Genomic DNA, 24808 nt, shown 5'->3' on the forward strand with positions numbered 1-24808 from the left:
AGACGATGACACGCAAGGTCTATGTCGCCGGCGTCGGGATGATCCCCTTCGCCAAGCCGGGGATGAGCGAAACATATGACAAGATGGGTGCGGCCGCGACGCGGCTGGCGCTGCAGGATGCAGGCGTCGATTACGACAAGGTCGATCAGGCCTATGCCAGCTTCATCTATGGCGACACCTGCAGCGGACAACGCGCGCTCTATGACGTTGGTCTCAGCGGGATCCCCATCTTCAACGTCAACAACGCCTGCGCGTCGGGCTCGTCGGCGATCTATCTCGCGCGGCAGGCGATCGAGAATGGCGCCGCCGATATCGTGCTGGCGGTCGGTTTCGAGCAGATGGTCCCCGGCGCGCTCGGCGCCGTTTTCAACGATCGCCCCTCGACTGCGGGCCGTTTCGTCGAAGCGACCGACGCCGTGCTCGGCGAATCCGACCTGCCGGTCGCACTGCGCATCTTCGGCGCGGCGGGGGTCGAGCATATGAAGCGCTACGGAACGCCGCTCGACTCCTTCGCCAAGGTTCGTGCCAAGGCCAGCCGACATGCCGCGCGCAACCCGCTGGCGGTGTTTCGCAAGGAAGTGACCGCCGAGGAGGTGATGGCGGACCAGGTCGTGTGGCCCGGCGTGATGACCCGCCTGATGGCGTGCCCGCCGACGTGCGGCGCGGCGGCGGCGATCCTGTGCAGCGAAGAAGCCGCGAACAAATATGGGCTCGACAAGCGGGTGTGGATTGCCGGGCAGGCGATGACTACCGACGCGGCCGATACGTTCGAGAGCGGCGACCTGCGCCGGGTGATCGGCTATGGCATGGCGGAGCGCGCGGCGAACATGCTCTACGAGGCGACGGGCATCGGAGCCGAAGACGTCGATGTCGTCGAGCTTCACGACTGCTTCGCGCATAACGAACTCGTCGTCTATGAGGCGCTCGGCCTCTGCCCTGAAGGCGGCGCGGCCAAGTTCATCGACGATGGCGACAACAGCTATGGCGGCCGTTTCGTCGTCAACCCCTCGGGCGGCCTCTTGTCCAAAGGGCATCCGATCGGGGCGACCGGCCTCGCCCAATGCTTCGAACTGACCCAGCAGCTGCGCCACGCGGCCGATGCGCGCCAGGTCGACGGCGCGCGCGTTGCGCTCCAGCACAATCTGGGCGTCGGCGGCGCCTGCGTCGTGACGATGTATCGGAATTGATCGAGCGAAAAGTGGCCCCTCTCCCAGACCGGGGGAGGGGCCGCTTCTTATTTGGGCGGTGCGGGAAGTTCGCGGATGCTCGGCAGTACCCAGTTCTTGTCGAACAGCGCCGGCTGGGGGCCATAGAAGCGGAACATGGCGAACCAGCGCTTGCCCGGCGTCAGCGCGATCCAATTGCCCTTACCGCGCTCCGGGGCGCTTGCCGAGAAACGGATATCGACCGACCCGTCCTTGTTGGTGGTCAATGAGCGTTCATTGCTGTCGATGCCGACAACCGGCGCGTTGCGCAGGAAGCCGCTGGTTTCGAGGTCATAGACATCGACCGACCAGAATTGCTTCGCCGGGACATTCGCCGGGACGTGCAGAACATAATCTCTCTCGCCGGTCAGCCAGGCACCCGACGGGTCTTTCGATTGCGTGACATAGAAGGTCGCGGTACCGAGCCGCTTGGGCGATGCGAAGGCCTTGAAATAGAACCACGCGCGTTCGTCGATCCGCAAGGCGTCGTTGAGCTCGAAGGTGAAGCCGCCCTTTGCGAGCGGCAGCAACTCGCCGGTCGTCGACCATATTTCGTTCGGCCACCAAGGCGTGCGGCTGACCTGTCCCTCGATCATCAAATCGCCGCGGACCTGCGCAGCTGCCTTGGCCAGCGCTTGGCGCTGGCGCGGCGTCGGCGCGAAAGCCTTACCCGGCTCGATGCCCAGCGTCCGCAACATGCCGCGCATGACCATGTCGCGCCGTTCCGCCGGTTCTTCGGCCAGCATCTTGGCGAGGCGGTCGAAGAAGCTGTCGTCCATCCGCACGATCGCGTCGAACAGCCGGTCCGACATGTCGATATAGCGTTGCGGCTTCGGCGCCGCCGCGGTCGAGAGTGGATAGAGCCGGACCTGTTTCGCCATCGCGTTGGCCTCCGCCGCTTCGCGTGGATCGCTGGACACCGGCGTCAGGCGAAGCAGGAAATAGCCGTTGTAGGTCGACATGGCGAGCTGCCGCATGCCGGGCGGCACCGGACCCTTATATCCGGGCGGCGTCAACAGGAAGCGGCCGCCCTTGCCTTCGTCGATGCCCGCATGGCCGAAATCCTCGACCGGGATCTGCCAGCCGTCCTGGAGGTTGCCATAGACGCTGAGCTTGCCCGACGGCGGCATATCAAAAACGACCGGCCCGTCGCGCAGATTGACGTTCGCATAGACATAATGCGACGTCGAATTGGGCGTCGTGGTCTGGTTCTGCCAATCCGAGGGCCGCGACCAATATAGTATGTCGTTATATTTGGCCCCCGCGTCGCGGAAATAGGCGTCGCGCATCGCGTCGGTGCTGACGAGAGGAATGCCCCATATCACGGCCTCGGCGGCGCGGCGTTCAAAGGCGGGCGAGACGCCTTCGTTTGAAGAGTCTGCGTTGGCTGCGCGTGCGGGGGCGGCTGGAAGAAGCGCAGCGCCGAGAGCGAGCGCCAAGGCTAGCGGAGTGTGGTGGATCATGGCTTGGCCTTTCGTGGAGAAACTCGAATGTCATGAGCGTTATCGGTCTGCCAGCGGGAGGGCATCGAACGCGCCGTCGTTGATCCGCGCCGGACCGGCCTGAGATGTCGGTGCCACGAATCCACTCTCACTCAGGCGTGCGTTCCCGGCACTGCGGCAGCGCCATTGGGCGAAGCAAGGGAATCCATGCTCGCGACGAGGGCATGATCAGGACGCACGGAACAGGTCGGGTGTCGAATCGAGGTGGAAACCTTGGAAGCGCGGGGAATTGCCGTGCGGCTCGAGCTTCAGGTGCCGCCGCGCATTCGGGCCGCCACCATCAACGCGCAGGCAGGTCCCGGTAATGAAGGCCGCGCCCGGCGACAGCAGGAAGCTGATCGCCGCCGACACTTCGGAGACGGTTCCGACGCGCTGCATCGGAATATTGCCGGCCGACTGGCGGATGAAATCGACCGCGTCGCCGGTGTAATTGTCGAAGCCGCTCGACATGATCATCCCCGCAGCGAGGCTGTTGACCCGGACGCCCGAGGCCGCCCACTCCGCCGCGGCCGATTGCGTCAGCGAATACATGCCGGCGCGCGCCGCGCCCGAATGGGCGAAATTGGGAAGCCCCATCCACATATCGACGATCATGTTGACGATGGCGCCGCCGTTGGCTGCCATCCAGCGATTATAGACCTCGCGCATCATGTTGAAACCGCCGGTGAGGTTGTTCCGCACGACCGCCTCGAACCCCTTGGTCGAAATGTCCTTGAGGGGCGAGTAAAACTGTCCGCCGGCATTGTTGACCAGCCCGTCGATGCGCCCCTGATCCGCTAGCACCGCCTCGATCGCCGTCGCGACGCCCTCCTCGTCGCGAATGTCGCAGATCTGGCTGGAGACTTTTCCGCCTTCGGATCGAATCTCTGCTTCAACCGCGGCGAGTTTTTCGGCCTTGCGACCCATGATCACCACATGCGCACCGAGCGCCGCAAGTTCGTGCGCAATGCAACGACCGATGCCGCTACCGCCGCCGGTGACGATGATGACCTGGCCGTCGAACAGGCCGGCGCGAAAGATAGAATCATAGGACATGGTTTTTCCTCGAACGACGGCGCGTCACTTGCCGCTCTTGTGCGCGTTGAATTTGGTCAGCGCCTCGTCGAGCGCGCCGCTCGCGGCACGGCGGAGCTGTGCGCGTTCTTCGAGTTCATAGGAGATTTCGACCATCGGACTTTGCAGCGCCAGATCGAGATTGCGCTTGGTCAGGCGGAGCGCGTCGAGCGAATATTGGGCGATCCGCTTCGCCATGGAGTGTCCTTCGGCGAGCAGCTGGTCCGCGGGCACGACCTGCGACACGAGCCCTGCGGTCAGTGCGCGCTCGGCGGGAAGCCGGGCCGAGGTGAAGGCGATTTCGCGCGCCAGCGAGATGCCGATCGTGCGTTGCAGGCGCCACGCGACCCCAAGCTCGGTGCCCGACAGCCCAAGGTTGATGAATGAGGTGGTGAAGAAGGCGTCTTCGCTCGCGATGATGATGTCCGACGCCAGCGCAAAGATCAGCCCCGCGCCGGCGACCGAGCCATTGGCGAGGGTGATGACCGGCTGGGGACAGGAGCGCATGTCGCGCAGGATATCGGCAATGTCCCAGTCGCCGAGAAGCAGGTCTTCGAGAATTGGGTCATCGCCGTGCGCGCCCACCAGATCGAGCCCGACGCAGAAATGATCGCCGCTGCCGCGAAGGACGATCGCCTTGCATTCGCGGTCACGGCGGCACGACGCGAAAAATCGCCCCAGCTCGTCGAGCAATCGCTGGGTGACGGCATTGCGCCGATGCGGGCGATTGAGCGTGACGGTGGCGACGGGCCCGTCACGCTCGATAAGCAGCACTTGTTCCGGTCCGCTGTCTGTCATGGTGATTGGGCCCTTTGTCGTCCGAATATCGGACTCAAAAGCTAGCCATCGTCCGCCCGTCGGATACCCCCCCTTGCGAGGGGGAGAGGGCGGGATTGTAACGTTCGTGACAGTCTTCCGGCTGTGCCTGCGTCAATCTGGCTTCCAATAATATTGGAGGAGGATTCCCATGCCGCGTTTGCGAACTGCCGCTATCTTGCGATGCGCCGCCCTGACCCTGCTGGCTGGCGCCGGCCATCAGACTCTAGCGGCGCAGGCGACCGGCGAAGTCCATGGGCCGGGGACCTCTGGCCCGATCAAGCGCGGCGACCAGCCCGGATATGATTTTCAGGATCAGTATATCGGGGTTCCCGGCAAGGTTCTGGCCGACAATATGGAACCGGTGGTCGAGCATCCCGATCAGGCGGCTGAAGCGCAGCGCAAGCTCGCCGAACTCGAAAAGCGGACCGGAAAGAAACCGAACATCCTTGTCTTCATTCTCGACGATGTGGGCTGGATGGATTTCGGCTTCAACGGCGGCGGCGAAAGCATCGGCGCGCCGACCCCGGATGTCGACCGGATCGCGGCGCAGGGCCTCAACCTGACCTCTGCCTATTCGCAGCCCAGCTGCACGCCGACGCGTGCCTCGCTTCTTACCGGCCAGCTCCCGATCCATCACGGCCTGCTGCGCCCGCCGATGTACGGCAGCCCCGGCGGCCTGGACGGCAAGACGACGATTGCCAAGCTGCTCTCGGCGCAGGGCTATGTCACCCAGGCTGTCGGGAAATGGCACGTCGGCGAGAATGAGGGGTCGCAGCCGCAGAATGTCGGCTTCGATGATTTTCGTGGTTTTCTCTCGGTTTCGGATATGTACACCGAATGGCGCGATCCCCATTTCAATCCCGAAATCGCCTATAGCCCCACGCGGACGGCGATGATCGAGAAGGCACCGTTCAACAAATATGACGTGCATGTCGCAAAGGGCGGAAAGATCGAGGAAGTCGGCCTGATCACGCTCGATTATGTCAAGGATCTCGACCAGCGCTGGGCCGATTATGCCGTCAGCTTCCTTCAGAAGCAGAAGGGCAGCAAAAAACCTTTCTTCCTCTACTACGGCACCCGCGGATGTCATTTCGACAATTATCCGAACGCCCATTATGCCGGGCGCTCGCCGGCGCGGAACGACTATACCGACTGCATGATCGAGATGAACGACATCTTCGCCCGCCTTTACAGGACGCTGGAGGAAACGGGCGAACTCGACAATACGCTGATCCTCCTCACCTCGGACAATGGTCCCGAGGCCGAAGTCGAACCGCACGGCCGCACGCCGTTCCGCGGCGCGAAGGGGTCGACCTGGGAGGGCGGGGTGCGCGTGCCGACCTTCGCCTATTGGAAAGGGATGATCACGCCGCGCCGGTCCGACGGCCTGTTCGACTTGACCGACATCTTCACGACATCGCTGGGCCTTGCAGGGGTCAGGGGTGCAGCCCCGAGTGCGGCGGTCGGCAAGGCGAATTACCTGAGCGGGATCGACCAGACCTCGTTCCTGCTTGCGAAGGACGGGGCGTCGAACCGCCGGAGCATCGCCTATTTCTGGGGCAATCGTCTGGCGGCGGTCCGGATGGACGAATTCAAGATCCAGTTTCTCGCCCATGACAGCTTCGGAACGACGCCGAACGGCAATCACGGCGGCTTCACCGGAACCGTGGCGCCTACCGCGGGCGGGATGATGTATAATCTCTACGCCAATCCGCAGGAGGACAGTTCGGTCGCCATCCGGCATATCCCCGCCGCTTCGGGCCTCGCGCTCGAGGTGCAGCGCTACCAGCAGATGCTCAAGAAATATCCGCCGAACATCGTTGTCAACTTCACCGGGCAATAAGCGCTGCGGTTCGGCGATGACATGTTCGCCGCGGACCCTTAGGCATGGCGCATGGCGGGCGTGAGTGACCTTGAGGCGGCGGCATCGGCGCTGGAATCGTGCCAGTGGCTCGAAGGCCACGGCATCGATCTACGCGGCCGGCTTCTGTCGGAGGGGCGGTTGCGGAGACTGTTGCCGGGACAATGGGTCTTTGCCGAGGGTGATGATTCCGGCGGCATCGTCACCGTCATCAGCGGAACCGTCCAAGTCTATGCACAAGCCATCGGCGACCGCGAGGTGTTGCTCAGCCAGATGGGCCGTGGCGGCACTATAGGTCAGTCGGTGCGCTTCGGCGGAGGCCCGAGGCTGGTGACCGCCATCAGCCTCGGCGACAGTCTGATCCTTCAGGCGGGTGACGACGCGCTGGAGGCGATCGCGCGACAGGAGCCGCTGATCTGGAAAGCGGTGGCCAGCCTTCACTACGCCCAGCTTCGGGGTCTGGTTCAGATGATCGCCGAGTTCGCTTCGCTTCGGCCGCGACAAAGGCTGGCGGCGCGGCTCGTCCGGTTCGCGCAGGGTCATGAGCCGCTGCGTTTATTGGCACTCGCTCAGCAAGATCTCGCCGACATGACCGGCCTCAGCCGGAAGACGGTCAACGCCAGCCTTTCCGATCTTGAGGCAAAAGGCCTGATCCGCCGAAAATATGCAGCGATCGAGATCGTCGACCTGGTTGGACTGCAAGCCTACGCCTCGGCGGCTCAGTGGAGTGAGTGATGTCCGTCCCCGCTGCACCCAATACAACTCACGAAGGGATGCCATTCTTTCGGCATGATGTGCTCGCGACGATGGCTGAAGACCTCTAGCCAGACGAGGTGCAGCCGGCTCGCCGCGTGCGATTTTTTTTAGATATAAGAAACGCTGGTCACGAACGGCAGCTAAAATGCGACCAACGTGAGTTCACCCAGCTAGCGGACTTACTTGGTGTAAATCATGTGTAATGACGCCACCATTTGATGCAATGTTCTGCTAACGTTCCAATCCATGCGCTGAGCGAGAAATCCTAGGATAACCATGGATTCGTATCGTTCGACATCTATTAAAGCATCTGTTTTGTTGGACTGTAAATCTGCCCGGGTTTCCGTACGCTGGTTCGAATCCAGCCCTGTCCACCATTTTCCCATATCGCATATCGAACCAGCGACTTTTCGCTGGCGCGCATCGGCGAGCGGTGCAGGCGGGCCGCGCATCTGATGGTGCCCGATGTGTTGTCGGAAATCTGGATGACGAAGCCGGAGCCAGCCCGTCGGGTGAGGGAGGCGATGGGCAGGCTTGCTCACCAATTCGCTATCGCGACTGCCGCGCGAACGGTGTGAGCCTACAGGATGTCGAACGCGTGCAGCACCAGCCAAAGCAGCGACGACACCGCAAGGACGCAAAGGAACCAGCCTTCTTTGCGCATAGTATTCTGTCCCCCCAGCCCAATGTTACAATTGCTACCCCTGCTCCGACAATTCAAGCGCGATCGCGTCCGGCCGTCCATCGACCTATCGGATTAAGCCATAGGGATTAGGTTGTTGCGCTTGACCAACGCGGGGAGGGGTGCTGCACTCGCCCGGGGGAACAGCGTGCGCATACTCATCGTCGAAGATAACGCCAGGATCGGCGCTTTGACCGCCGAAGGGCTTTCGGCGATGGGGTTTTGCTGCGACATCGCGCCGATACTGTCCGAAGCGTCCGAACTGATTGCCGCGACCAGCTATGATATTATCGTGCTCGACCTCGGCATGCCCGATGGCGACGGGCGCGCATGGCTGATGGTCGAGCGTGCGCACGGACTTGCGACGCCGGTGATCATGCTCACCGCGCGGTCGGCGTTGGGGGATCGCATCGACGGCCTCGATGCGGGCGCCGACGATTATCTGGTCAAGCCATTCGCGATCGAGGAGCTTGCCGCGCGCGTCCGCGCGCTGCTTCGCCGGCCGGGGGCTCGCTCGAGCCCGGTCCTCTCCGTGGGGCCGGTCGATTTCGACACCATCGCGCGCGTGGGTAGGTGCAAGGGCGAACCGCTCCACCTCAGCCAGCGCGAAGCGGCGCTGCTCGAATTGATGATGGTCAAGGCGGGCAGCGTCGTCAGCCGCGAACAGATCGAGGCGTCGCTCTATTCCTTCGACGAGCCGGTAACCCCGAACGCGATCGAAGTGCTGGTCTCGCGGGTGAGGAAAAAGCTCGCGACGCTGGGTGTGCACGATCAACTGGTGACGCTCCGCGGCGTCGGTTATCTGATGCTCGAGCCCGTCGATTGATGCAGCAGGGGCGCTCGATCATCGACGAACTGCGGACAGGCTTTGCCTGGATGGCGGCCGCGGGCAGTGTCGTGCTCGCTGTCTTTCTGGTCGTCGATTTCGAACTGGTCCGAAAGGATGTCCGCGAAAGCTACGGGCATATCGGCCTCGTCCATGAGGTGATCGATCATGTCATTTTCCCGATCATCGTCCTGCTTGCCCCGCTGGCGATCGCGACGCGGTGGCTGATCGCCCGCGCGCTCAAGCCGCTCCATGACGCCGCGGAATTCATTCACCAGGCAACGGGCCGCGAACGCGGTTTTCGCGTGACGCTCGCCGATTTCCCGACCGAAGCCATGCCCTTTGCCGAGGCCGTCAATGCCCTGTTGTCGCGGCTGGACGATGCGGCGCGGCGGCAAGAGGGATTTGCCGCCGATGTCGCGCACGAGCTCAAAACGCCGCTTGCGGTCGCCATGCTGGAACTGGGGCGGTTGAAGACCGCCGATACCGACCGCGTGAGCGCCGATCTCGCGGGGATGAACCGTCTGGTCGAGCAGTTGCTGGTGCTCGCCCAGCTCGACGCCTATGCGGCGGCGCCGCAGCCCTTCCGGCCGATCGATCTGGCGGATGCGGCGCTCGATGCGATCAAGCTTTGCGCGGTCGAAGCAGCGCAGAAGGGGGTCGCGCTCGCGTACCGCGACGAGGGCGGGCCACCGGTGATGGGCCGTATCGAAGCGGTGACCGCGGCGCTGCGCAATCTCGTCGAAAACGCCGTGCGGGTGACCGCCGCGGGCAAAGAGGTGGTTATCGTTCGCGGCCCGGGACCCAAAATTCGCGTCGTCGATGGCGGACCCGGGATCGAGCCCGCCCGGCTGCTTGCCCTGTCGGACCGTTTTCGGCGCGGCGAACATGCGAGTTTTGGCGGCGCCGGCCTTGGCCTGTCGATCGTCGCGCGCATTATGGAAGTGCATGGCGGAGCGATGAAAAGCCATCCGGGCGAACCGTCGATCGAGCTGGATTTCGACAACATTGTAGCGACTTGATACAGATTTCGTGCCCGTCAGCTTTCTGTAAGCAAAATCCGCTACATCTCGAACTGAAGGATTCGGTAGGGCGGATCTTTCCGGCGGACTAGCTCAAGACAAAAGAGGGGAGCAGCTATCCGGCGTTCACAGCGGGTCGCAACCGTTGATGAACTTTGGGGGAAATATTTTGTCCGCTGTATCAAGGGCACTGGTCTGGGAACGGCAGCTACTTTGCCGAAGCGGTCTCGCTTCCATCATCCGGCGCGAATTCATTCATTGTGACGTTGCGACCGCGGGAGATGCCGAACAGGCTCTCGACTGGCTGGCCGCAACCGGCGCGCATGACATGCTGGTTCTCGATGGCGGGATCGACCTGAAGTCGGTGGTCCCCGGTGGTATTCGCGGATTGCGTCACCGCTTTCCGCAGCTTTCGCTGGTGGTCGTCGACTGGCGGCGCGATCGTGACGCGGTGCTCCGCGCCATCTCCGACGGCGCGCATGGTTTTATTCCGAAGGACATGGAGCAGGATGAAATGCTCCAGGCCTTCCGGCAAGTGATGGCCGGGCAGGTCTATGTTCCGCCGATCGTCAGCGATGTCGACGCGGAAGTACGGGCGACAGGCTCTTCTGGTTCGCACCAGGCCTCGCTATCCAGCCTCACCGAACGGCAGCGCGAAGTGCTGGCGCATATGTCGATGGGTAAATCGAACAAGGAAATCGCGCGCTCGCTGCGCATTTCCGAAAGCACGGTGAAGGTCCATGTGGCGGCGGCATTCCGCCTGCTCGGTGTGCATAATCGCGTTGGAGCGGTGGCCGCGCTGCAAAGCCGCGGAGACGCGTCCGCTTTTATCCGGGACCAGTTCCTCGGCCGCCGCGCGAACGACGATTTCAGCACGCGCGCTTTCGGTTAAATTTCATCGATAACAGAATATTTTTATCCCGCTTGTCCCGGGAAAAATATTTGTGTCCGTATATTGTCCAAAAGTACTAAATAGTCCTGCCATCAGGATAGTGAAGAAGACTCATAGAGTCCCATATCGGGCTAGTACGTAAAGTCCAATCGACTCCATATCCCGATTTTACTTAACCTGTTTTTAAGCCGTCGGGTGAGTCGATTCGATTCGCGACGTCGGTCTTGCTGGCGGGGGGCCGCACCAGCTTTCTGTTCAACCTTTCGTCCGCACGATTTTGCGGATGAGGCCGTGTGCGTCCGTCGCATGCGGCCGGACCGGAGACGCGACATGGTACAGCTTACGAAACACGACCTGAACTTCATCCTCGCCCAGATCAAGATCGCAGAGGCGCACGCAGCGGGGGGCGATCTCGCCGCGCTGGTCGCCGGCTATAACGGCAATGACGGGTTCGCGCAGGCGCATCTGCTGCCCTATGGCCTCAGGACCGTCGACGGCAGCTACAACAATCTGCTGCCGGGCCGCGAGAAATGGGGCGCGGCGGATCAGTCCTTCCCGGGCATCTTCACGCCCGAATATATGAACGACGCCGACGGCGATCGCTACGACTTCAATCCGCTGCCCAATGTGGAGACGTGGTACACCAACAATAATTACGCCAACGCCGGCACCGGCAGCGGGTCGTCACCCGGCCCGGGCAGCGGCACCGTGATCGACGCCGATCCGCGCATCATCTCCAACCTGATCGTCGACCAGACGCTGAAGAATCCCGCCGCCATTGCCGCGGCGCTGACGCACGCCGGCCTGTCGGGCCAGCCGCTGATGACCGCGCTGACGCAGATCGTTGCGGCACGCGACGCGCTCGACGCCGCCATCGCGGCGGCCGAAGCCGCCGAAGGGACGATCGGCGATCTTACGGCCGCCGTCGCGGCTGCCCAGCTCGCGCTGACCGGCGCAGAGGCGGTCGATGCCGCGGCTGCGGCGCAGGCGGCGACCGACCAGGCCGCCTTCGAAGCCGCCGGCGCCGAAGTCGCCCCGGCGATGGAGACGCGCGACGTGAGCCTCGCCGCCTATGTGGCGCTCCTTGCCGACACGACGGATAACAGCGAACAGGCCGCCGAGATCGCCGCGGCCTTGGAAGCATATGGCACGGCCGAGGCCGCCTACCAGCTGGCGCAGGACAATGCCGAGGCGGCGGAGGCGACCTCAACCGCCTCGGCCGCCGCCGCCGCTGCCGCCGCCGCCGCGCTTGTGGCGGCACAGGCCGCGCTGACCGGCGCCGAAACCGCGCTGGCAGAGGCGCAGGCGGTCGATGTCGTCGTCGCCGAAGCCAACGCCGCGCTCGACGCGGCGCTCGCCGAACATGGGGTGGAGATGGACGGCAACACCGTCTTTCTGCCGAACGTTTCGCCTGACGAAGGACTGTCGTCGCCGTTCAACGGCTGGATGACGATCTTTGGACAATTCTTCGATCATGGCCTCGATCTGGTCGCGAAGGGCGGCAACGGCACGGTTTATGTGCCGTTGTCGCCCGATGATCCGCTCTATGTTCCGGGCGGCCAGAATTATATTCCGCTCACCCGTGTGACGGTGAATGCCGGCGCCGACGGCGTCCTCGGCACCGCCGACGATGGTCCGGGGCCGAAGAATCTGACCACGCCGTGGGTCGACCAGAACCAGACCTATGCCTCTTCCGCGTCGAAGCAGGTCTTCATGCGCGAATATATCGCGGGTCCCGACGGCAAGCCGGTTTCGAGCGGCCTGCTGCTCGAGGGGAGCAACGGCGGCCTTGCCACCTGGGCCGATATCAAGGCGCAGGCGCGTGACGTGCTGGGGATCGAGCTTACCGACCTCAATGTGGGCAATATTCCGCTGATCGCCACCGATCCCTATGGCAATTTCATCCCCGGCGCGAACGGCTATCCGCAGCTCGTCGAAGGCATGGGCCCCGATGGTCAGTTGGGCACGGCCGATGATATTCTGCGCGAAGGCAATCCCACCGCGCCCGTCAGCGCGCAAGGCGTCGTGCTGACCGGCCATGCCTTCCTCGACGACATCGCCCATGCTGCCGCGCCGGTCGTGGTCGGCGGCGTGCTGCAGGCCGACACGGACTCGGCGCTCGGCTATGCCAATGCCGACGGTACGCCGGGGCCGCAGGGCCAGCGCGGCCCCGCGGCGTATGACAACGAGCTGCTCGACCGCCACTTCATCGCGGGTGACGGCCGCGCGAACGAGAATATCGCGCTGACCGCGGTGCACCAGGTGTTCCACGCCGAACATAACCGCATCGTCGAGCATACGAAGGATGTGACGCTCGCATCGATGGACCGCGCCTTCATCAACGAATGGCTGCTGACCGACCTGACCGATGCGCAGTTCGCGACGCTGACGAGCGGCAATCCGACGGCGATTGCGACGCTGTCGGAATCGCTGGTTTGGGACGGCGAGCGCCTGTTCCAGGTCGGCCGCTTCACCAACGAAATGGAATATCAGCATCTGGTGTTCGAGGAATTCGGCCGCATGATGCAGCCGGACATCGACGCCTTCGTGTTCGAGCCTTCGGCCGACATCAATCCCAGCATCGCCGCCGAATTCGCGCATGTCGTGTATCGTTTCGGCCATTCGATGCTGCGGCAGGACATCGCGGTCATCGAAATGGATGAGAACGGCAATCCGGTGCAGAACGACATCTCGTTGTTCGACGGCTTCCTGAACCCGGTCATGTACGACTCGCTCGGCACCGCCGAGCAGGCGTCGGGCGCGATCATCCGCGGCATGAGCCGCCAGACGGGCAGCGAGATCGACGAATTCGTCACCGACGTGCTGCGCAACCAGCTGCTCGGCATTCCGCTCGATCTCGCGACGATCAACCTCGCGCGCGGCCGCGACGTCGGCATGCCCTCGCTCCAGACCGCGCGCGAGCGCTTCTTCGACGCGACCGGCGACACGTTGCTGAAGCCCTATGAAAGCTGGGCCGATTTCGCGCTCAACCTCAAGAACCCGGCGTCGATCATCAACTTCATCGCGGCCTATGGCACGCATGACACGTTGATCAACACGCAGGCGAATCCGAAGACGGTCGAACAGCTTCGCGAAGCGGCGACTTTGCTCGTGCTTGGCGGCGCCGGCGCACCCGCGGACCGGCTCGACTTCCTCAATGCCGAGGGCGCCTATGCCAATGACGCGAAGCTCGGCGGGCTCAACGACATCGATTTCTGGATCGGCGGCCTCGCCGAAAAGAAGATGGCGTTCGGCGGGATGCTCGGCTCGACCTTCAGCTTTGTGTTCCAGATGACGATGGAAAATCTGCAGGACGCCGACCGCTTCTATTATCTGTCGCGTACGCAGGGGCTCAACCTGCTCAACGAGCTGGAGAATAATACGTTCGCCGAACTGGTGATGCGCAACACCGACCTCGGCGACGATCATTCGACCGCACTGCCGGGCAATCTCTTTTCGGCGTTCGAGATGCCGCAGCTGGAAATGGATATCAGCAAGCAATTGGGCGCCGATCCGGTGTCGGACGATCCGTTCCTCGGCGGCTTTTCCAGCCTCATCGAGCGTATCGACGCCGATGAAGACGGCATCGCCGAATATATCCGCATCAACAGCAACGAGCATTTCGTCGTTGGCGGCACCGAGAATGACGACGTCATCGTCTCGGGCGGCGGCGACGATGCCATCTGGGGCAAGGGCGGCAACGACCGGATCGAAGCCGGTTACGGCGTCGACAAGGTGTTCGGCGGCGAGGGCGACGACATCATCACCAACGCCGGCACCGACATCGGCGAGGCCGACTTTCTCCACGGCAACGAAGGTAACGACGTCATCCATGGCGGTTCGGGCCTGTCGCTGCTGTTCGGCAACCAGGGCAATGACTTCATCATCACCGGCCCCGACGGCAAGGAAGCCTTCGGCGGCACCGGCGACGATTTCATTCTCGGCGGTTCGGGCGGCGACTTCCTGCTCGGCAACGAAGGCAATGACTGGCTGGAAGGCGGGCAGCGCTTCGATACGCTCGCTGGCGAGAATTCGGAGCTGTTCTTCAACTCCTCGATCATCGGCCACGACGTGATGAACGGCGGCAGCGGCGACACCGACTATGACGCCGAATCCGGCGACGACATCATGTTCCAGAATAATGAGGGCATCCAGCGCTCGAACGGGCAGGCCGGTTTCGACTGGGGTATCCACAAGGGCGATAGCACCGCCGCCAATTCGGACCTCGGCATCCCGATCTTCGCGACGCAGGAAGCGTTTATCCTGCGCGACCGCTTCGACCTGGTCGAAGGGCTGTCGGGCTGGAATCTCGACGACACGCTGACAGGACGCAGCCGCAGCACCAACGCGCGCGGCGAGCTGCAGAATACCGCGGCGATCCCGGGCCCGGACTCGCCGCTCGACTCCTACTCGAACGATCTGCTGGCGAAGAACGTCGATCTGATCGATGGGCTCGACGTGCTGGTCGCCCACCTCGGCGCGGGCATCCCGGTGACCAAGGTGGTCAATGGCCAGACCGTCCCCGTGCTCGACGAGAATGGCGTGCAGGAACGCGTGATCTTCAGCACCGCGCAGGCTGGCGACATCCTGCTCGGCGGCGGCGGTAATGACGTGATCAAGGGCCTTGCGGGCAACGACATCATCGATGGCGACCGCTGGCTCAACGTCCGCATCCTCGTCACCCCCAAGCCGGGCGACAGCTGGGCGGCGTTCAGCGTCGACAGCATGACCGAAATCGCGCCGCGCATGGTCACCGGCGAGATCAATCCCGCCCAGCTGTCGATCGTCCGCGAGATCCTCGACGGCGATGCGGCAAACGCGAGCACCGACATCGCGGTCTACACCGATGTCGTGGAAAATTACACGTTCACGCGCAATGCCGACGGCAGCATCACGGTCGATCACACCGGCTTTACCGATCCTGGCGACGGCGAGGATGGGAATGGCGAGGACATTCCCGAAGAGACGCTCCAGAACCGGCCCCTGTCGGATGGCACCGACCGGCTGTTCAACATCGAGAAGCTGCGCTTCTCCGACGGGAATGGCGGCACGGTAGAATATACGATCAGCCAGTTGATCAACGAACCCGCCACCGGCGCACCCGTGATCAGCGACTTGACCCCGACCGAGGGGCAGGCGCTGACCGTCGATACCAGCGGCATCGCCGATGCCAACGGCATCGCCAGCGGCTTTTCCTATCAATGGCAGGTGTCGGAAGATGGCGGCACGTCCTGGTCCAATCTCCAACTCAACGCCAATGGCGCTTCGTTCACACCGAACGAGGGAGTCCTGGGTGTCGGCAGCCAGGTCGGGGATATCCTCCGGGTGGCGGTCAGCTTCACCGATGGCGGCGGCAATGCGGAGACCGTCTATTCGGTGGCGACCGGCGTCGTGGGTGACGACTGGAACGGCCTGCCGCTCGTAAACAACGTTTTTAATGGTACGGCTGGCGACGACATTGCGGACGGCGCGAATGCGGTCGCCATCCTGGGCGGCGGCAACGACACGTTGAATGGCAACGGCGGGAATGATGTGCTTAACGGCGCTGGCGGTGCCGACACCCTGAACGGCGGTTCTGGCAACGATCGCCTCGATGGCGGCACGAGCACCCCGTTTTTAAGTCCCACCCAGCACAATGATGTCGCGGTGTGGGCTGGCGGCGTGGGCAGCTTTGCCTTGGGGTCGAGCGGCACCAATCTGGTCGTCACGGACCTGACTGGCGCCGAGGGCACCGATACCCTTAGCACGATCGAAACGCTTCGTTTTGCGGGTGTGTCCTACACGGTGGTGGCAGGCACGACCGGCAACAACGCCAATCTGAATGGCGCAAACGGCGCCGCCGGATCGCAGGCGGTGTTCGGCCATGCCGGCAACGACTCGCTCAACGGCGGTGCGGCCAACGACCTGTTGATCGGTGGACAGGGCGACGACACGATCCGGGGCGATGCCGGGAACGACATCATCTACTGGACGGCGGGCGACGGCCGCGACGTCATCAACGGCGACACGGCGGCGGCGAATATTGCCGGGACGACGGACACGGTGAAGATCGTCGGCGACAGCTCGGCCGAAACCTATCGCATCTACTCGCGAGCGGCAGCGCTGGCGGCCGGCATCACAGGCCTCAACGCGAACACCGAGATCGTGATTACCCGCAATGGCACCAACAACGCCGCGATCATCGCCGAACTCGATAATATCGAGGAGATTGTGATCAACGGCATGGGCGGCGGCGACACCTTTACGCCGATCGGCACCTTTGTGGGCACCAGCCTGCTGACCAGCACGATCACCATCGAGGGCAGCGAGGGCGACGACACCGTCGATATCACGGCTCTCCAGTCGGCGCATCGCATCGTGTTCCGCTCGAACGGCGGCAACGATGTGATCATCGGCGAAATGCGCGCGCAGGACCGCTTCGAACTCGCCGATGGCAAGACCATCGCCGATTATACGGCGACCGATAACGAGGATGGCAGCACGACGTTGGCGACCGAAGGGCATAGCGTGACCTTCTTTGGCACCACCGCCAACGCACAGAATGCCGGGACATCGCATGACGACGACGATGGTGACGACCATGAGGACGATCATGGGCACGATGACGACGATCATGACGACGATGACGATGCCGTCGTGGTCCCGCCGTCCGACGACGACACGCTGACCGGCGGGGCTTCCGATGATGTTCTGAAGGGTGGATCGCGCGACGACGTCATCCGCGGCCGCGGCGGCGACGACGTCATCGGCGGCGGCTCGGGCGACGATCGTCTCGACGGCGGTGCCGGCGACGACGATCTGGCCGGTGGGTCGGGGGACGATGTGCTGCTCGGCGATGCCGGCGACGATAGGCTCGCGGGCGGATCGGGTGACGACCGGCTCGACGGCGGCGACGGCGATGACGTCATGGCTGGCGGCAGCGGCGACGACATATTCGTCTTCGGCGAAGGCGACGACCGGGTCACCGACTTCCAGCTCGGTGAAGACATCGTCGACCTCAGCGGGCTTGGCATCACGGCGCAGAGCTTCGCCTCGCGCGTCGTCATCAGCCAGTCGGGGAACGACACGCTTGTCCGCATCGACGGGAATGAGCTGCGTCTCGACGGTGTCTCCGCCGCCAACATGCAGACCGCCTCGTTCGCATTTGCTTCGGCGGGGCAGAATTCGGCGACAAATGGCACGCCGCCGGCCGAGAGCGAGGCGACGGCAAACGATCCGTCACCGCAGCCCGTCGATCAGGGCGGAACCGTTACGGTGCCCGATCCCTCGGCACCGAGCCATGATCGCTGGAGCGACGGGTTCGACAGTAGCCTGGGACCCTGGTGGCTGAAGTCGCGGTTCGAAGCGAACGGACACCACGAGCAGGCCCATTATGAATGGAGCCTCCTCTAAAATCCCGCGCCCCCGGGAGGTCCGGGCCGGCCCCCGCCGGTCCGGACTCGACCGAACAGGAAAGAACCAGGGTCATGCGAACCGATTCCGCCGTGCCGCCGCAGATCAGACAGGCCTTTGCCGCGTGCCGTCAGCATTTTGTGGCGGCCGCCGCGTTCAGCGCGCTCGTCAACATCCTCTACCTCGCGCCGACGATCTACATGATGCAGGTCTATGACCGCGTCGTTCCGACCGGCGGGGTGCTGACCTTGTTCTGGATCACCGTCATCGTCGCGCTCGCCATCGCCTGCCTCAGCGCGCTCGACATGGTGCGCAGCCGGTTGATGCTGCGCGCCTCGCTGCGGCTCAACCGCCAGCTGGCGGCCCCGATCCTCGATCGCCTGCTCGCCCGCGCAAAGGGCAATGCCGACCCGGCGGCGGCACAGGCAATGCGCGATTTCGACACTTTCCGGGGGGCGGTCGCCAGCCCATCGGCGATTGCCCTGTTCGACCTGCCATGGACGCCGCTCTATTTCGTGGTCGCGTTCATCATTCATCCCGCCCTCGGACTGTTGATCCTCGGCGCGGGTGTCGTGCTCCTCGGCCTCGCGCTTCTCAACGAGCGGGCGACCAAGAAATCGGCCGCGACGGGCCATCAGGCGATGGCGGCCGCTTATGCAAAACAGGAGTCGATGTTCGAAAAGGCCGAGATCGTCCGCGCGCTCGGGATGCGCCGCGCGCTGGTCGCGCGCCAGATCGCCGATCGCCGCGCGGGGCTGGAGGCCAGCGCAAACACGCAATTGACCGCCGCCCGCTACACCGGGCTGGTCAAATTCGCGCGCATGTTCCTGCAGTCGCTGGCGCTCGGCGTCGGCGCCTGGCTTGCGATCAACGCCGAAATTTCGGTGGGCGCGATCATCGCCGCGTCGGTGCTGCTGGCGCGTGCGCTTCAGCCGATCGAGCAGATGGTCCAGGCGTGGCCGACGATCGGGCAGGCGCGCCAGGCGAAGGCATCGATCGAGGCGCTGTTCCGTTCGACCGACAATCTGGTCGGCGATCGCGTCGCGCTGCCGGCTCCCGAGGGTTATGTCGAGCTGTCCAATATTTCGCTGCGTTCGCCCGACAACAGCGCGCTGATCCTGCGCGGCGTGTCGACATGGCTGATCCCCGGCGAGGTGCTCGGCGTGATCGGTCCCTCGGGTGCGGGCAAGACCACGCTGGCGCGCATCGCCGCGGGGGCGATCCCGCCCGACGGCGGCGAAGTCCGCATCGACGAGGCGCAATATGGCGACTGGGATGCCGAACGCCTCGCGTCGCACATCGGCTATCTGCCGCAGGAGCCGACATTGCTGCCGGGCACGATCGGCGAAAATATCTCGCGCTTCGCGGCGGCACGCGGCGAACATGCGGTCGACATCGACGACAAGGTGACACGCGCCGCGATCGCTGCGGGCATCCACGACCTGATCCTGCATTTGCCCGGCGGTTATAATGCCCAGATCGGCGACGGCGGATTACGCCTGTCGGGCGGACAGGCGCAGCGGATTGCGCTGGCGCGTGCGCTCTATGGCGATCCCAAGGTCCTCATTCTCGACGAGCCGAACGCCGCGCTCGACAGCCAGGGCGAAGAGGCGCTGAACGATGCCATCGCCGCCGCCAAGCTGCGCCAGACGGCGATCATGATCGTCACGCATCGCCAGTCGGCGCTGCGCGACGCCGATCGCCTCGCGGTGCTGAAAAATGGCGTGATCGAATATCAGGGGCCGCGCGGCGAGGTGATGGAATTGCTGCGCGAGAGCGCGGCCGCCGCGGCGAATGTCATCAAGATGACGAGGAACAAAAAACCATGAACGCGATGAGCTTTGGCGACGATTTGCACGGCGAACCGCTTCCCGTCGATACGATCGATTCCCCCAAGCGCGAGCTGCGCACGGGGATATGGATCGCCGCGGCCTTTTTTGTCGGCTTCCTCGGCTGGGCGGCGTTCACGCCGCTCGACGCCGGCGCGATGGCGCAGGGATCGGTGTCGGTTTCGGGCAATCGGCAAGCGGTGCAGCACAAGGACGGCGGCATCGTCACCGCCTTGATGGTGACCGAGGGGAGCGAAGTGCGCCGCGGCGACGTTCTGCTCAAAATCTCCGCCTCCGATATCGTCGCCGCCGAACGCGGCCTGACCGGCGAAGTCGTGGCCTTGCTGGCGCAGCGCGCGCGATTGACCGCCGAACGCGACGGCGCGCGGCACATCGCGCGGCCGGCCGAATTTTCATCCTATCTCGCGGGCGATCGGGTGCTTGCCGACGAGGCAATGCGCGGCCAGCGCCTGCTTTTCGATGCGCGGCAACGCTCGGGCGTTACCGAACGGGGCATGCTGGGCCAGCGGATCGCGCAGCATAACCAGCAGATCGGGGGCTATGGCGCCCAGATGGAATCGAACCGAATCCAGCAGCGTCTGATCAACGAGGAACTGACCGGCCTGCGCACATTGTCCGAGCGCGGTTTCGTTTCGACCAACCGGCTGCGCGCGGTGGAGCGCAGCTCGGCGCAGCTCGACGGCGATTTCGGCGCGCTGCAGTCCGACGTCGCGCGGCTGGAGGAGGCGATCGGCGAATCGCGCTTGCAGATGGTGTCGCTCGACCGGCAGGTGATCGAGGAGGTCGCGACGCAGCTGCGCGAGGTCCAGGTCCGGCTCGACGAACTGCAGCCGCGGCTGTTCGCGACGCGCGAGAGGCTGACCCAGTCGGTGGTTCGTGCGCCGTCCAACGGACGCGTCGTCGGGCTGAAGGTCTTCACCGTCGGCGGTGTCGTCGCGCCGGGCGAAATGCTGATGGAAATCGTGCCGCAGGACAAGGCGCTCGTCGTGCTCGCGAAAGCCTCGCCGAACGACGCCGACGACCTGACGTCGGGCATGCAGACGCAAGTGCGCTTTTCGGGCATCCAGGAACGCAGCCTGCCGATCCTGAAAGGCCAGATCAGCAAGGTGTCGGCGGACAGTTTCGAGGACAATCGCACGGGGATGGAATATTTCGAGATCGAGGTTGTCGTTCCGCCCGCCGAAATGAAAAAGATTGCGGCTCTCCGGGGCGATGGCAGCTTGCGCGCGGGCATGCCCGCGGAGGTGATGGTGCCGCTGCGCGAACGGACCGCGCTCGGCTATCTGATCGAACCGCTCACGCAAACATTGTGGAGGGCCGGCCGGGAACATTAGGTGTGAGCCCTGTTGAGCTGGCCGCTCGCTTCAGCCGCGGTTCGACTGCAGGACCCGCCATTCGTCGCGGGCGAGTTCCCAATAGTTGGAGATGCGGACCGATCCGTCGGGCCTGATACTCTGTCGTTCGCCTTTTGCCTGGAACCCGGCGGCCTCGATCACGTGCGCGGATCGTATATTGTCCTTGGCGGCCGTGAGGCCGATCAGGCGAACGCCGAGATGCTCGAACATCCAGGCGAAGCTGCGCGCGGCGCCTGCCTTGCCCCGGCCGCGACCCTGCACATCGGCCCGGCTCGCTCCGGCGAGTTCGGCGGCCGACCGCTCGGGCCAGATGGTGAAATAGGAATAACCCGACACCTCGCCCTGTTCGTCGAGCGTCACCGCCAATATCGCTTCGCCGCGTGTTTGCCGCTTGCGAGCTTCTGAAATCCAGTGCGCTATGACGTCGGCCGTAAAAGGCCGGGGAAGGTCATAGATCGGGTCGGATATGGCCGGGTCGGCGAGCAGCGCGATCAAACCCGGGATATGATCGGGGCTCGCGAAGCGATGCGTTGGGCCGAGGAGCGAGAGGTCGGCGGTGCCAACGGCGGTGCGGATCGCCGCCGCTTCCTGCGCGGTCACCGCCAGTTTCGTCGTCGGCGGTGCGCTCATTCTGCCGACGCGCTTTCTTTCGCCATGGCCGCTATCGGCGACGGCAGGCGTTCGCGCAGCACCAGCGTTTGGGTGGCAAAGCCGATCGGACCCCGTTCGTCGTAAAGCCGCGACAATGCGGTGCCGACCCCGCCGGCATGGACTTGCGTTTCGGACAGCAGCCCGATCCATTCGCCGTCCGCGGGACGGTGCAGGTGCAGGCTGAGATCGGCGTTGGCGAAAAGATAATGCTCGGCCGACAGCACCCAACTCACGCCGCTGCCAAAGTCGGCGGCCGCGGCGGCGCGCATGGCGGGCGATGTCGGTTGGTCTTGTATCAGCGGGACGGTCAGGCGGAACCATGTCGCGGCCGGGCCGGGCCGGGTCGAATCGCCTTGCGCCATGCGATGCTCCATCGCGCTATGGTAGAAGGAGGTGCCCGTCGACATGCCCGGAATAGAGAGAGGATCGCGGCATTCGTCCGGCGGTGGCAGCAGTTGTGCGGGCCGCCAGCCTGGCGTTTCCGGCGGGAGACCGAGAGTCTGACCGCGTACGAGAAGCGCATGGGCGCGGGCGACCAGGGTCTCGTCGGCGAACAGGTCGATCGTGACGCGCGTGGTGGAACGGCCGGGATGAATATCTTGATGCGTCGTCAGCGGCGCGACGGGTACCGGCTTGATCAATTCGATGCTCAGGCGCGAGAGCTGCCATTCGGGATCGGGCAGGGCGTTTTCGGCGAGATACGCAAATAATGCGCCGGGGGCTCCGCCATGCTGCGCGCGTGCGTCCCATGGGCCGCTCGACAGGATGGTCGGATGCCAGACATCGCCCTGCCGGGCGAATACCGTAGCGGGCTGACCGGGCGACGCCGAGGCCGGATTATGAGGCATGATGCTCCTTGTGCAGCGTATGTCTGGAAAAGGCGATGATGGCATCGTTGAAGATATCGTTGCGGTCGCCCGCGACCATGTGGCCCGCGCCGGCGATATCGGCGACCTCGAGCCAGGGGAGCCGGCGGCGAAACGCCGCGACGCTGGCATCGCTCACGACATCGCTCGACAGGCCGCGAACGAGCAGGACGGGAAGGTCGGGGAGGGTGGCCAGCGTTTCGGCGGCTTCCGGCAGGGCGCCGAGTGAGTCCGACCGCTGCCTGTCCAGCATCCGCGGATCCCAATGCCAGTAGAGCCGCCCGTCGTCGCGGCGGCGGAGATTCTTCATCAGGCCGCTCGTATCGCGCGTCCGGGGCCGGTGCGGATTATAGGCATCGACGGCGGCGGCGGCTTCCTCGACCGAGGCGAAGCCGCTCCGGTGACTGTGCATGAAGGAGAGGACGCGCTCGATGCCGCGGGGCTCGGGTTCGGGGACGATATCGACCAGCACCAGTCCCGCGGGTCGCAAGCCCTCGTGGATCGCGTGAATTGCGGTTGCGCCGCCGAGCGAGGCGCCGACGAGGATGAACGGGACGTGCAGGAGGCTGGCCACGGCCTTCAGATCATTGGCCCGGTCGCCGATGAAATAGGCACCATCGGGCGACCAGTCGCTGTCGCCATGCCCGCGCGCGTCGAAGTTCAGGGTCTGCAAACCCTCGGTGCGCAAGCTCGCCACCGCGCGGCTCCAGCTATGTCGCGTCTGCCCCCCGCCATGGAGCAGGATCACCGCCGGGGCGCCCGCCGGGCCGCCATGATCGACGACGAGATCGAGACCGTCCGCCGAGCGAATGATGCGTTGTTGCATCGGTAGTATATGCTGGACGTCGGTCATGCAGGCTTCCTGGTGGCGGCGGTGTCGAGATGCTCCATCACCGTTTGATTGAACCGGTCGAGCGCTCCCTCGAACCGTCCGAACAGGAAATGATCGTTCGCGCCTGAAGCCAGCCCGGCGTGAATGCCCTCGCCGATCCTGATGTCTTCCTCGAGCGTCTTGATGGTGATCGCGTGGTTGCGCTGCCAATGGTCGCTGCTCTTTCCTTCGCCCGGTTCGCTGCCGGTCGGGGCGAGCGTAGCCAGGCGAAGACTGGTGCGGCCGGGCGCGAGCGGCTCCTGCCTGATCCAGACCACATGATCCTGCTGGACGAGCAACTGGGTCGTCGGAAACAGCGTGTAGACGAGGTTGGCATGGTCGCGCATCCGCCAGCCATCGCGCGAGGTATCGGTGAGCGCTGCCATGCCGGTGCGCGGCAGGACCGAGCGCAGATGCGGCCCCAGCGCGCGATAGCCGGAGAGATTGTCCTCGAAATAGGGGCCGATGGTGTCGCGATGCGCGACGCGGAAGTGATAGGATTCGATTCCGCCTTCGATCAGGAGCTTCCAGTTGGCGTTGCAGACCATGCGGTCTTCGGCCGCGATCGTCATTGCCGCCATTCCCAGCGCGTCGAGCTCGTCCGCGAGCGGCGCGAAATAGCCGTCGAAGTCGAAGCCGCCGCCGGGATTTCCCGCCACCCAGACGAAACCGAAGGCTTCGTGCACCGGCAGCGGCTTCAGCCCGATACCCGCCTTGTCGATCCCGCCGAAGCCGCTCTCGAAATGGGGGGCGCCGACAAGCGGGCCCGAATTGGCATAGGTCCAGCCGTGATAGGGACAGGTGAAGCGATGCGCGCAACCCGATGCGGCCTCGACCAACCGCGCACCGCGGTGGCGGCAGACGTTGAGAAAAGCATGTGCGGCGCCCTGCCTGTCGCGCGTCAGCAGGACGGGAAGGCCGTGGACGTCGCAGCGCAGGAAGGCGCCGGGGCCAGCGAGCTCGCTGACATGCGCCGCGGCCTGGGGCAGGCGGCGCATGATCGCTTCGCGCTCGCGGGTGAAGCGTGTTTCGTCGAGATATTGTTCGACCGGGCTCTGCGCGACGGTCTCGTCGAGGAAAAAGCTTCGCGTCGCGGCGAGCGACCGCAATTCATCGATCAGTTCAAGTTCGACCCCGCGGTCCATGCGAATCCCCTTACCGGTTGGTAGGGACGTTGACTTACCGATCGGTAGGCGTCAAGCCAT

Annotated in this window: 17 protein-coding genes; 9 read left to right on the plus strand and 8 right to left on the minus strand. The window is 64.3% G+C overall.

All coding sequences use genetic code 11. From position 1 onward, the window contains the following. The first annotated feature begins 5 nt into the window (after window positions 1-5). Window positions 6-1187 carry a lipid-transfer protein gene (locus tag ATE70_RS01690; RefSeq protein WP_058536220.1) on the plus strand — a complete coding sequence of 394 codons (1182 nt, stop codon included), beginning with the start codon at window positions 6-8 and terminating at the stop codon, window positions 1185-1187. Window positions 1188-1234: 47 nt separating this feature from the next. Here ATE70_RS01690 and ATE70_RS01695 read toward each other — a convergent pair whose 3' ends face one another. From ATE70_RS01695 to ATE70_RS01705, 3 genes are all read right to left on the minus strand, one after another. Beyond that, window positions 1235-2668, minus strand: coding sequence for a DUF1254 domain-containing protein (locus ATE70_RS01695; RefSeq protein ID WP_082639304.1), 1434 nt, complete (start codon window positions 2666-2668; stop codon window positions 1235-1237). A 207-nt stretch (window positions 2669-2875) separates the two neighbouring features. Beyond that, window positions 2876-3742, minus strand: coding sequence for an SDR family oxidoreductase (locus ATE70_RS01700; protein ID WP_058536222.1), 867 nt, complete (start codon window positions 3740-3742; stop codon window positions 2876-2878). 24 nt (window positions 3743-3766) lie between these two features. After that, window positions 3767-4558: an enoyl-CoA hydratase/isomerase family protein gene (locus ATE70_RS01705; RefSeq protein WP_058540019.1), complete on the minus strand. Its 792-nt coding sequence runs from the start codon at window positions 4556-4558 to the stop codon at window positions 3767-3769. Between the two features lie 196 nt (window positions 4559-4754). Between ATE70_RS01705 and ATE70_RS01710 the strand changes: the two genes are divergently transcribed. Together ATE70_RS01710 and ATE70_RS01715 are read left to right on the plus strand one after the other, a co-directional pair. Further along, the gene (locus ATE70_RS01710; RefSeq protein WP_269433805.1) at window positions 4755-6422 is read left to right on the plus strand and encodes a sulfatase-like hydrolase/transferase; all 1668 of its coding nucleotides are present in this window, start codon (window positions 4755-4757) and stop codon (window positions 6420-6422) included. Between the two features lie 51 nt (window positions 6423-6473). Beyond that, a complete protein-coding gene (locus tag ATE70_RS01715; RefSeq protein ID WP_058536224.1) occupies window positions 6474-7175 on the plus strand; it encodes a Crp/Fnr family transcriptional regulator in 702 nt (233 codons plus the stop codon). 200 nt (window positions 7176-7375) lie between these two features. On the opposite strand, the gene ATE70_RS25070 is transcribed toward ATE70_RS01715, so the two are convergent. Then, a complete protein-coding gene (locus tag ATE70_RS25070; RefSeq protein ID WP_156420150.1) occupies window positions 7376-7738 on the minus strand; it encodes a hypothetical protein in 363 nt (120 codons plus the stop codon). Between the two features lie 288 nt (window positions 7739-8026). Here ATE70_RS25070 and ATE70_RS01720 point away from each other — a divergent pair, with 288 nt between their 5' ends. The 6 genes from ATE70_RS01720 to ATE70_RS01745 all read left to right on the plus strand — a co-directional run bounded on the left by ATE70_RS01720 (window position 8027) and on the right by ATE70_RS01745 (window position 21194). Beyond that, window positions 8027-8704: a response regulator gene (locus ATE70_RS01720; RefSeq protein ID WP_058536225.1), complete on the plus strand. Its 678-nt coding sequence runs from the start codon at window positions 8027-8029 to the stop codon at window positions 8702-8704. Then, complete coding sequence (locus ATE70_RS01725; protein ID WP_058536226.1) at window positions 8704-9726, plus strand: sensor histidine kinase; 1023 nt, start codon at window positions 8704-8706, stop codon at window positions 9724-9726. Before ATE70_RS01720 ends, ATE70_RS01725 begins: the two co-directional genes overlap by 1 nt. Window positions 9727-9874: 148 nt before the next feature. Beyond that, window positions 9875-10618, plus strand: a complete 744-nt coding sequence (locus tag ATE70_RS01730) for a LuxR C-terminal-related transcriptional regulator (RefSeq protein WP_082639303.1) — start codon at window positions 9875-9877, stop codon at window positions 10616-10618. Window positions 10619-10948: 330 nt separating this feature from the next. After that, window positions 10949-18010 carry a peroxidase family protein gene (locus tag ATE70_RS01735; protein WP_058536228.1) on the plus strand — a complete coding sequence of 2354 codons (7062 nt, stop codon included), beginning with the start codon at window positions 10949-10951 and terminating at the stop codon, window positions 18008-18010. Window positions 18011-18084: 74 nt separating this feature from the next. Further along, a complete protein-coding gene (locus tag ATE70_RS01740; protein WP_058536229.1) occupies window positions 18085-19839 on the plus strand; it encodes a type I secretion system permease/ATPase in 1755 nt (584 codons plus the stop codon). Continuing rightward, window positions 19836-21194: an HlyD family type I secretion periplasmic adaptor subunit gene (locus ATE70_RS01745; protein WP_058536230.1), complete on the plus strand. Its 1359-nt coding sequence runs from the start codon at window positions 19836-19838 to the stop codon at window positions 21192-21194. The genes ATE70_RS01740 and ATE70_RS01745 overlap by 4 nt, the downstream gene beginning before the upstream one ends. Window positions 21195-21224: 30 nt before the next feature. Here the strand turns inward: ATE70_RS01745 and ATE70_RS01750 are convergent, their stop codons facing one another. From ATE70_RS01750 to ATE70_RS01765, 4 genes are read right to left on the minus strand one after another with little or no spacing between them, the layout of a single operon-like run. Beyond that, window positions 21225-21845 carry a GNAT family N-acetyltransferase gene (locus ATE70_RS01750; protein WP_058536231.1) on the minus strand — a complete coding sequence of 207 codons (621 nt, stop codon included), beginning with the start codon at window positions 21843-21845 and terminating at the stop codon, window positions 21225-21227. Then, on the minus strand, window positions 21842-22714 hold the full coding sequence (locus ATE70_RS01755; RefSeq protein WP_058536232.1) for a thioesterase family protein: 873 nt from the start codon (window positions 22712-22714) through the stop codon (window positions 21842-21844). The genes ATE70_RS01750 and ATE70_RS01755 overlap by 4 nt, the downstream gene beginning before the upstream one ends. Further along, window positions 22704-23585 carry an alpha/beta fold hydrolase gene (locus ATE70_RS01760; protein WP_058536233.1) on the minus strand — a complete coding sequence of 294 codons (882 nt, stop codon included), beginning with the start codon at window positions 23583-23585 and terminating at the stop codon, window positions 22704-22706. The genes ATE70_RS01755 and ATE70_RS01760 overlap by 11 nt, the downstream gene beginning before the upstream one ends. Beyond that, window positions 23582-24748, minus strand: coding sequence for an aromatic ring-hydroxylating oxygenase subunit alpha (locus ATE70_RS01765; RefSeq protein WP_058536234.1), 1167 nt, complete (start codon window positions 24746-24748; stop codon window positions 23582-23584). Before ATE70_RS01765 ends, ATE70_RS01760 begins: the two co-directional genes overlap by 4 nt. Window positions 24749-24808: the final 60 nt, after the last annotated feature.

The organism is Sphingopyxis sp. H053, from assembly GCF_001468225.1.
Lineage (GTDB): Bacteria > Pseudomonadota > Alphaproteobacteria > Sphingomonadales > Sphingomonadaceae > Sphingopyxis.

Bases quoted from the DNA above. Each gene is read 5' to 3' on its own strand.
- ATE70_RS01690 (WP_058536220.1), top strand. From the start codon at position 6: ATGACACGCAAGGTCTATGTCGCCGGCGTCGGGATGATCCCCTTCGCC.
- ATE70_RS01695 (WP_082639304.1), bottom strand. From the start codon at position 2,668: ATGATCCACCACACTCCGCTAGCCTTGGCGCTCGCTCTCGGCGCTGCG.
- ATE70_RS01700 (WP_058536222.1), bottom strand. From the start codon at position 3,742: ATGTCCTATGATTCTATCTTTCGCGCCGGCCTGTTCGACGGCCAGGTC.
- ATE70_RS01705 (WP_058540019.1), bottom strand. From the start codon at position 4,558: ATGACAGACAGCGGACCGGAACAAGTGCTGCTTATCGAGCGTGACGGG.
- ATE70_RS01715 (WP_058536224.1), top strand. From the start codon at position 6,474: ATGGCGGGCGTGAGTGACCTTGAGGCGGCGGCATCGGCGCTGGAATCG.
- ATE70_RS01725 (WP_058536226.1), top strand. From the start codon at position 8,704: ATGCAGCAGGGGCGCTCGATCATCGACGAACTGCGGACAGGCTTTGCC.
- ATE70_RS01730 (WP_082639303.1), top strand. From the start codon at position 9,875: ATGAACTTTGGGGGAAATATTTTGTCCGCTGTATCAAGGGCACTGGTC.
- ATE70_RS01735 (WP_058536228.1), top strand. From the start codon at position 10,949: ATGGTACAGCTTACGAAACACGACCTGAACTTCATCCTCGCCCAGATC.
- ATE70_RS01740 (WP_058536229.1), top strand. From the start codon at position 18,085: ATGCGAACCGATTCCGCCGTGCCGCCGCAGATCAGACAGGCCTTTGCC.
- ATE70_RS01745 (WP_058536230.1), top strand. From the start codon at position 19,836: ATGAACGCGATGAGCTTTGGCGACGATTTGCACGGCGAACCGCTTCCC.
- ATE70_RS01750 (WP_058536231.1), bottom strand. From the start codon at position 21,845: ATGAGCGCACCGCCGACGACGAAACTGGCGGTGACCGCGCAGGAAGCG.
- ATE70_RS01755 (WP_058536232.1), bottom strand. From the start codon at position 22,714: ATGCCTCATAATCCGGCCTCGGCGTCGCCCGGTCAGCCCGCTACGGTA.
- ATE70_RS01760 (WP_058536233.1), bottom strand. From the start codon at position 23,585: ATGACCGACGTCCAGCATATACTACCGATGCAACAACGCATCATTCGC.
- ATE70_RS01765 (WP_058536234.1), bottom strand. From the start codon at position 24,748: ATGGACCGCGGGGTCGAACTTGAACTGATCGATGAATTGCGGTCGCTC.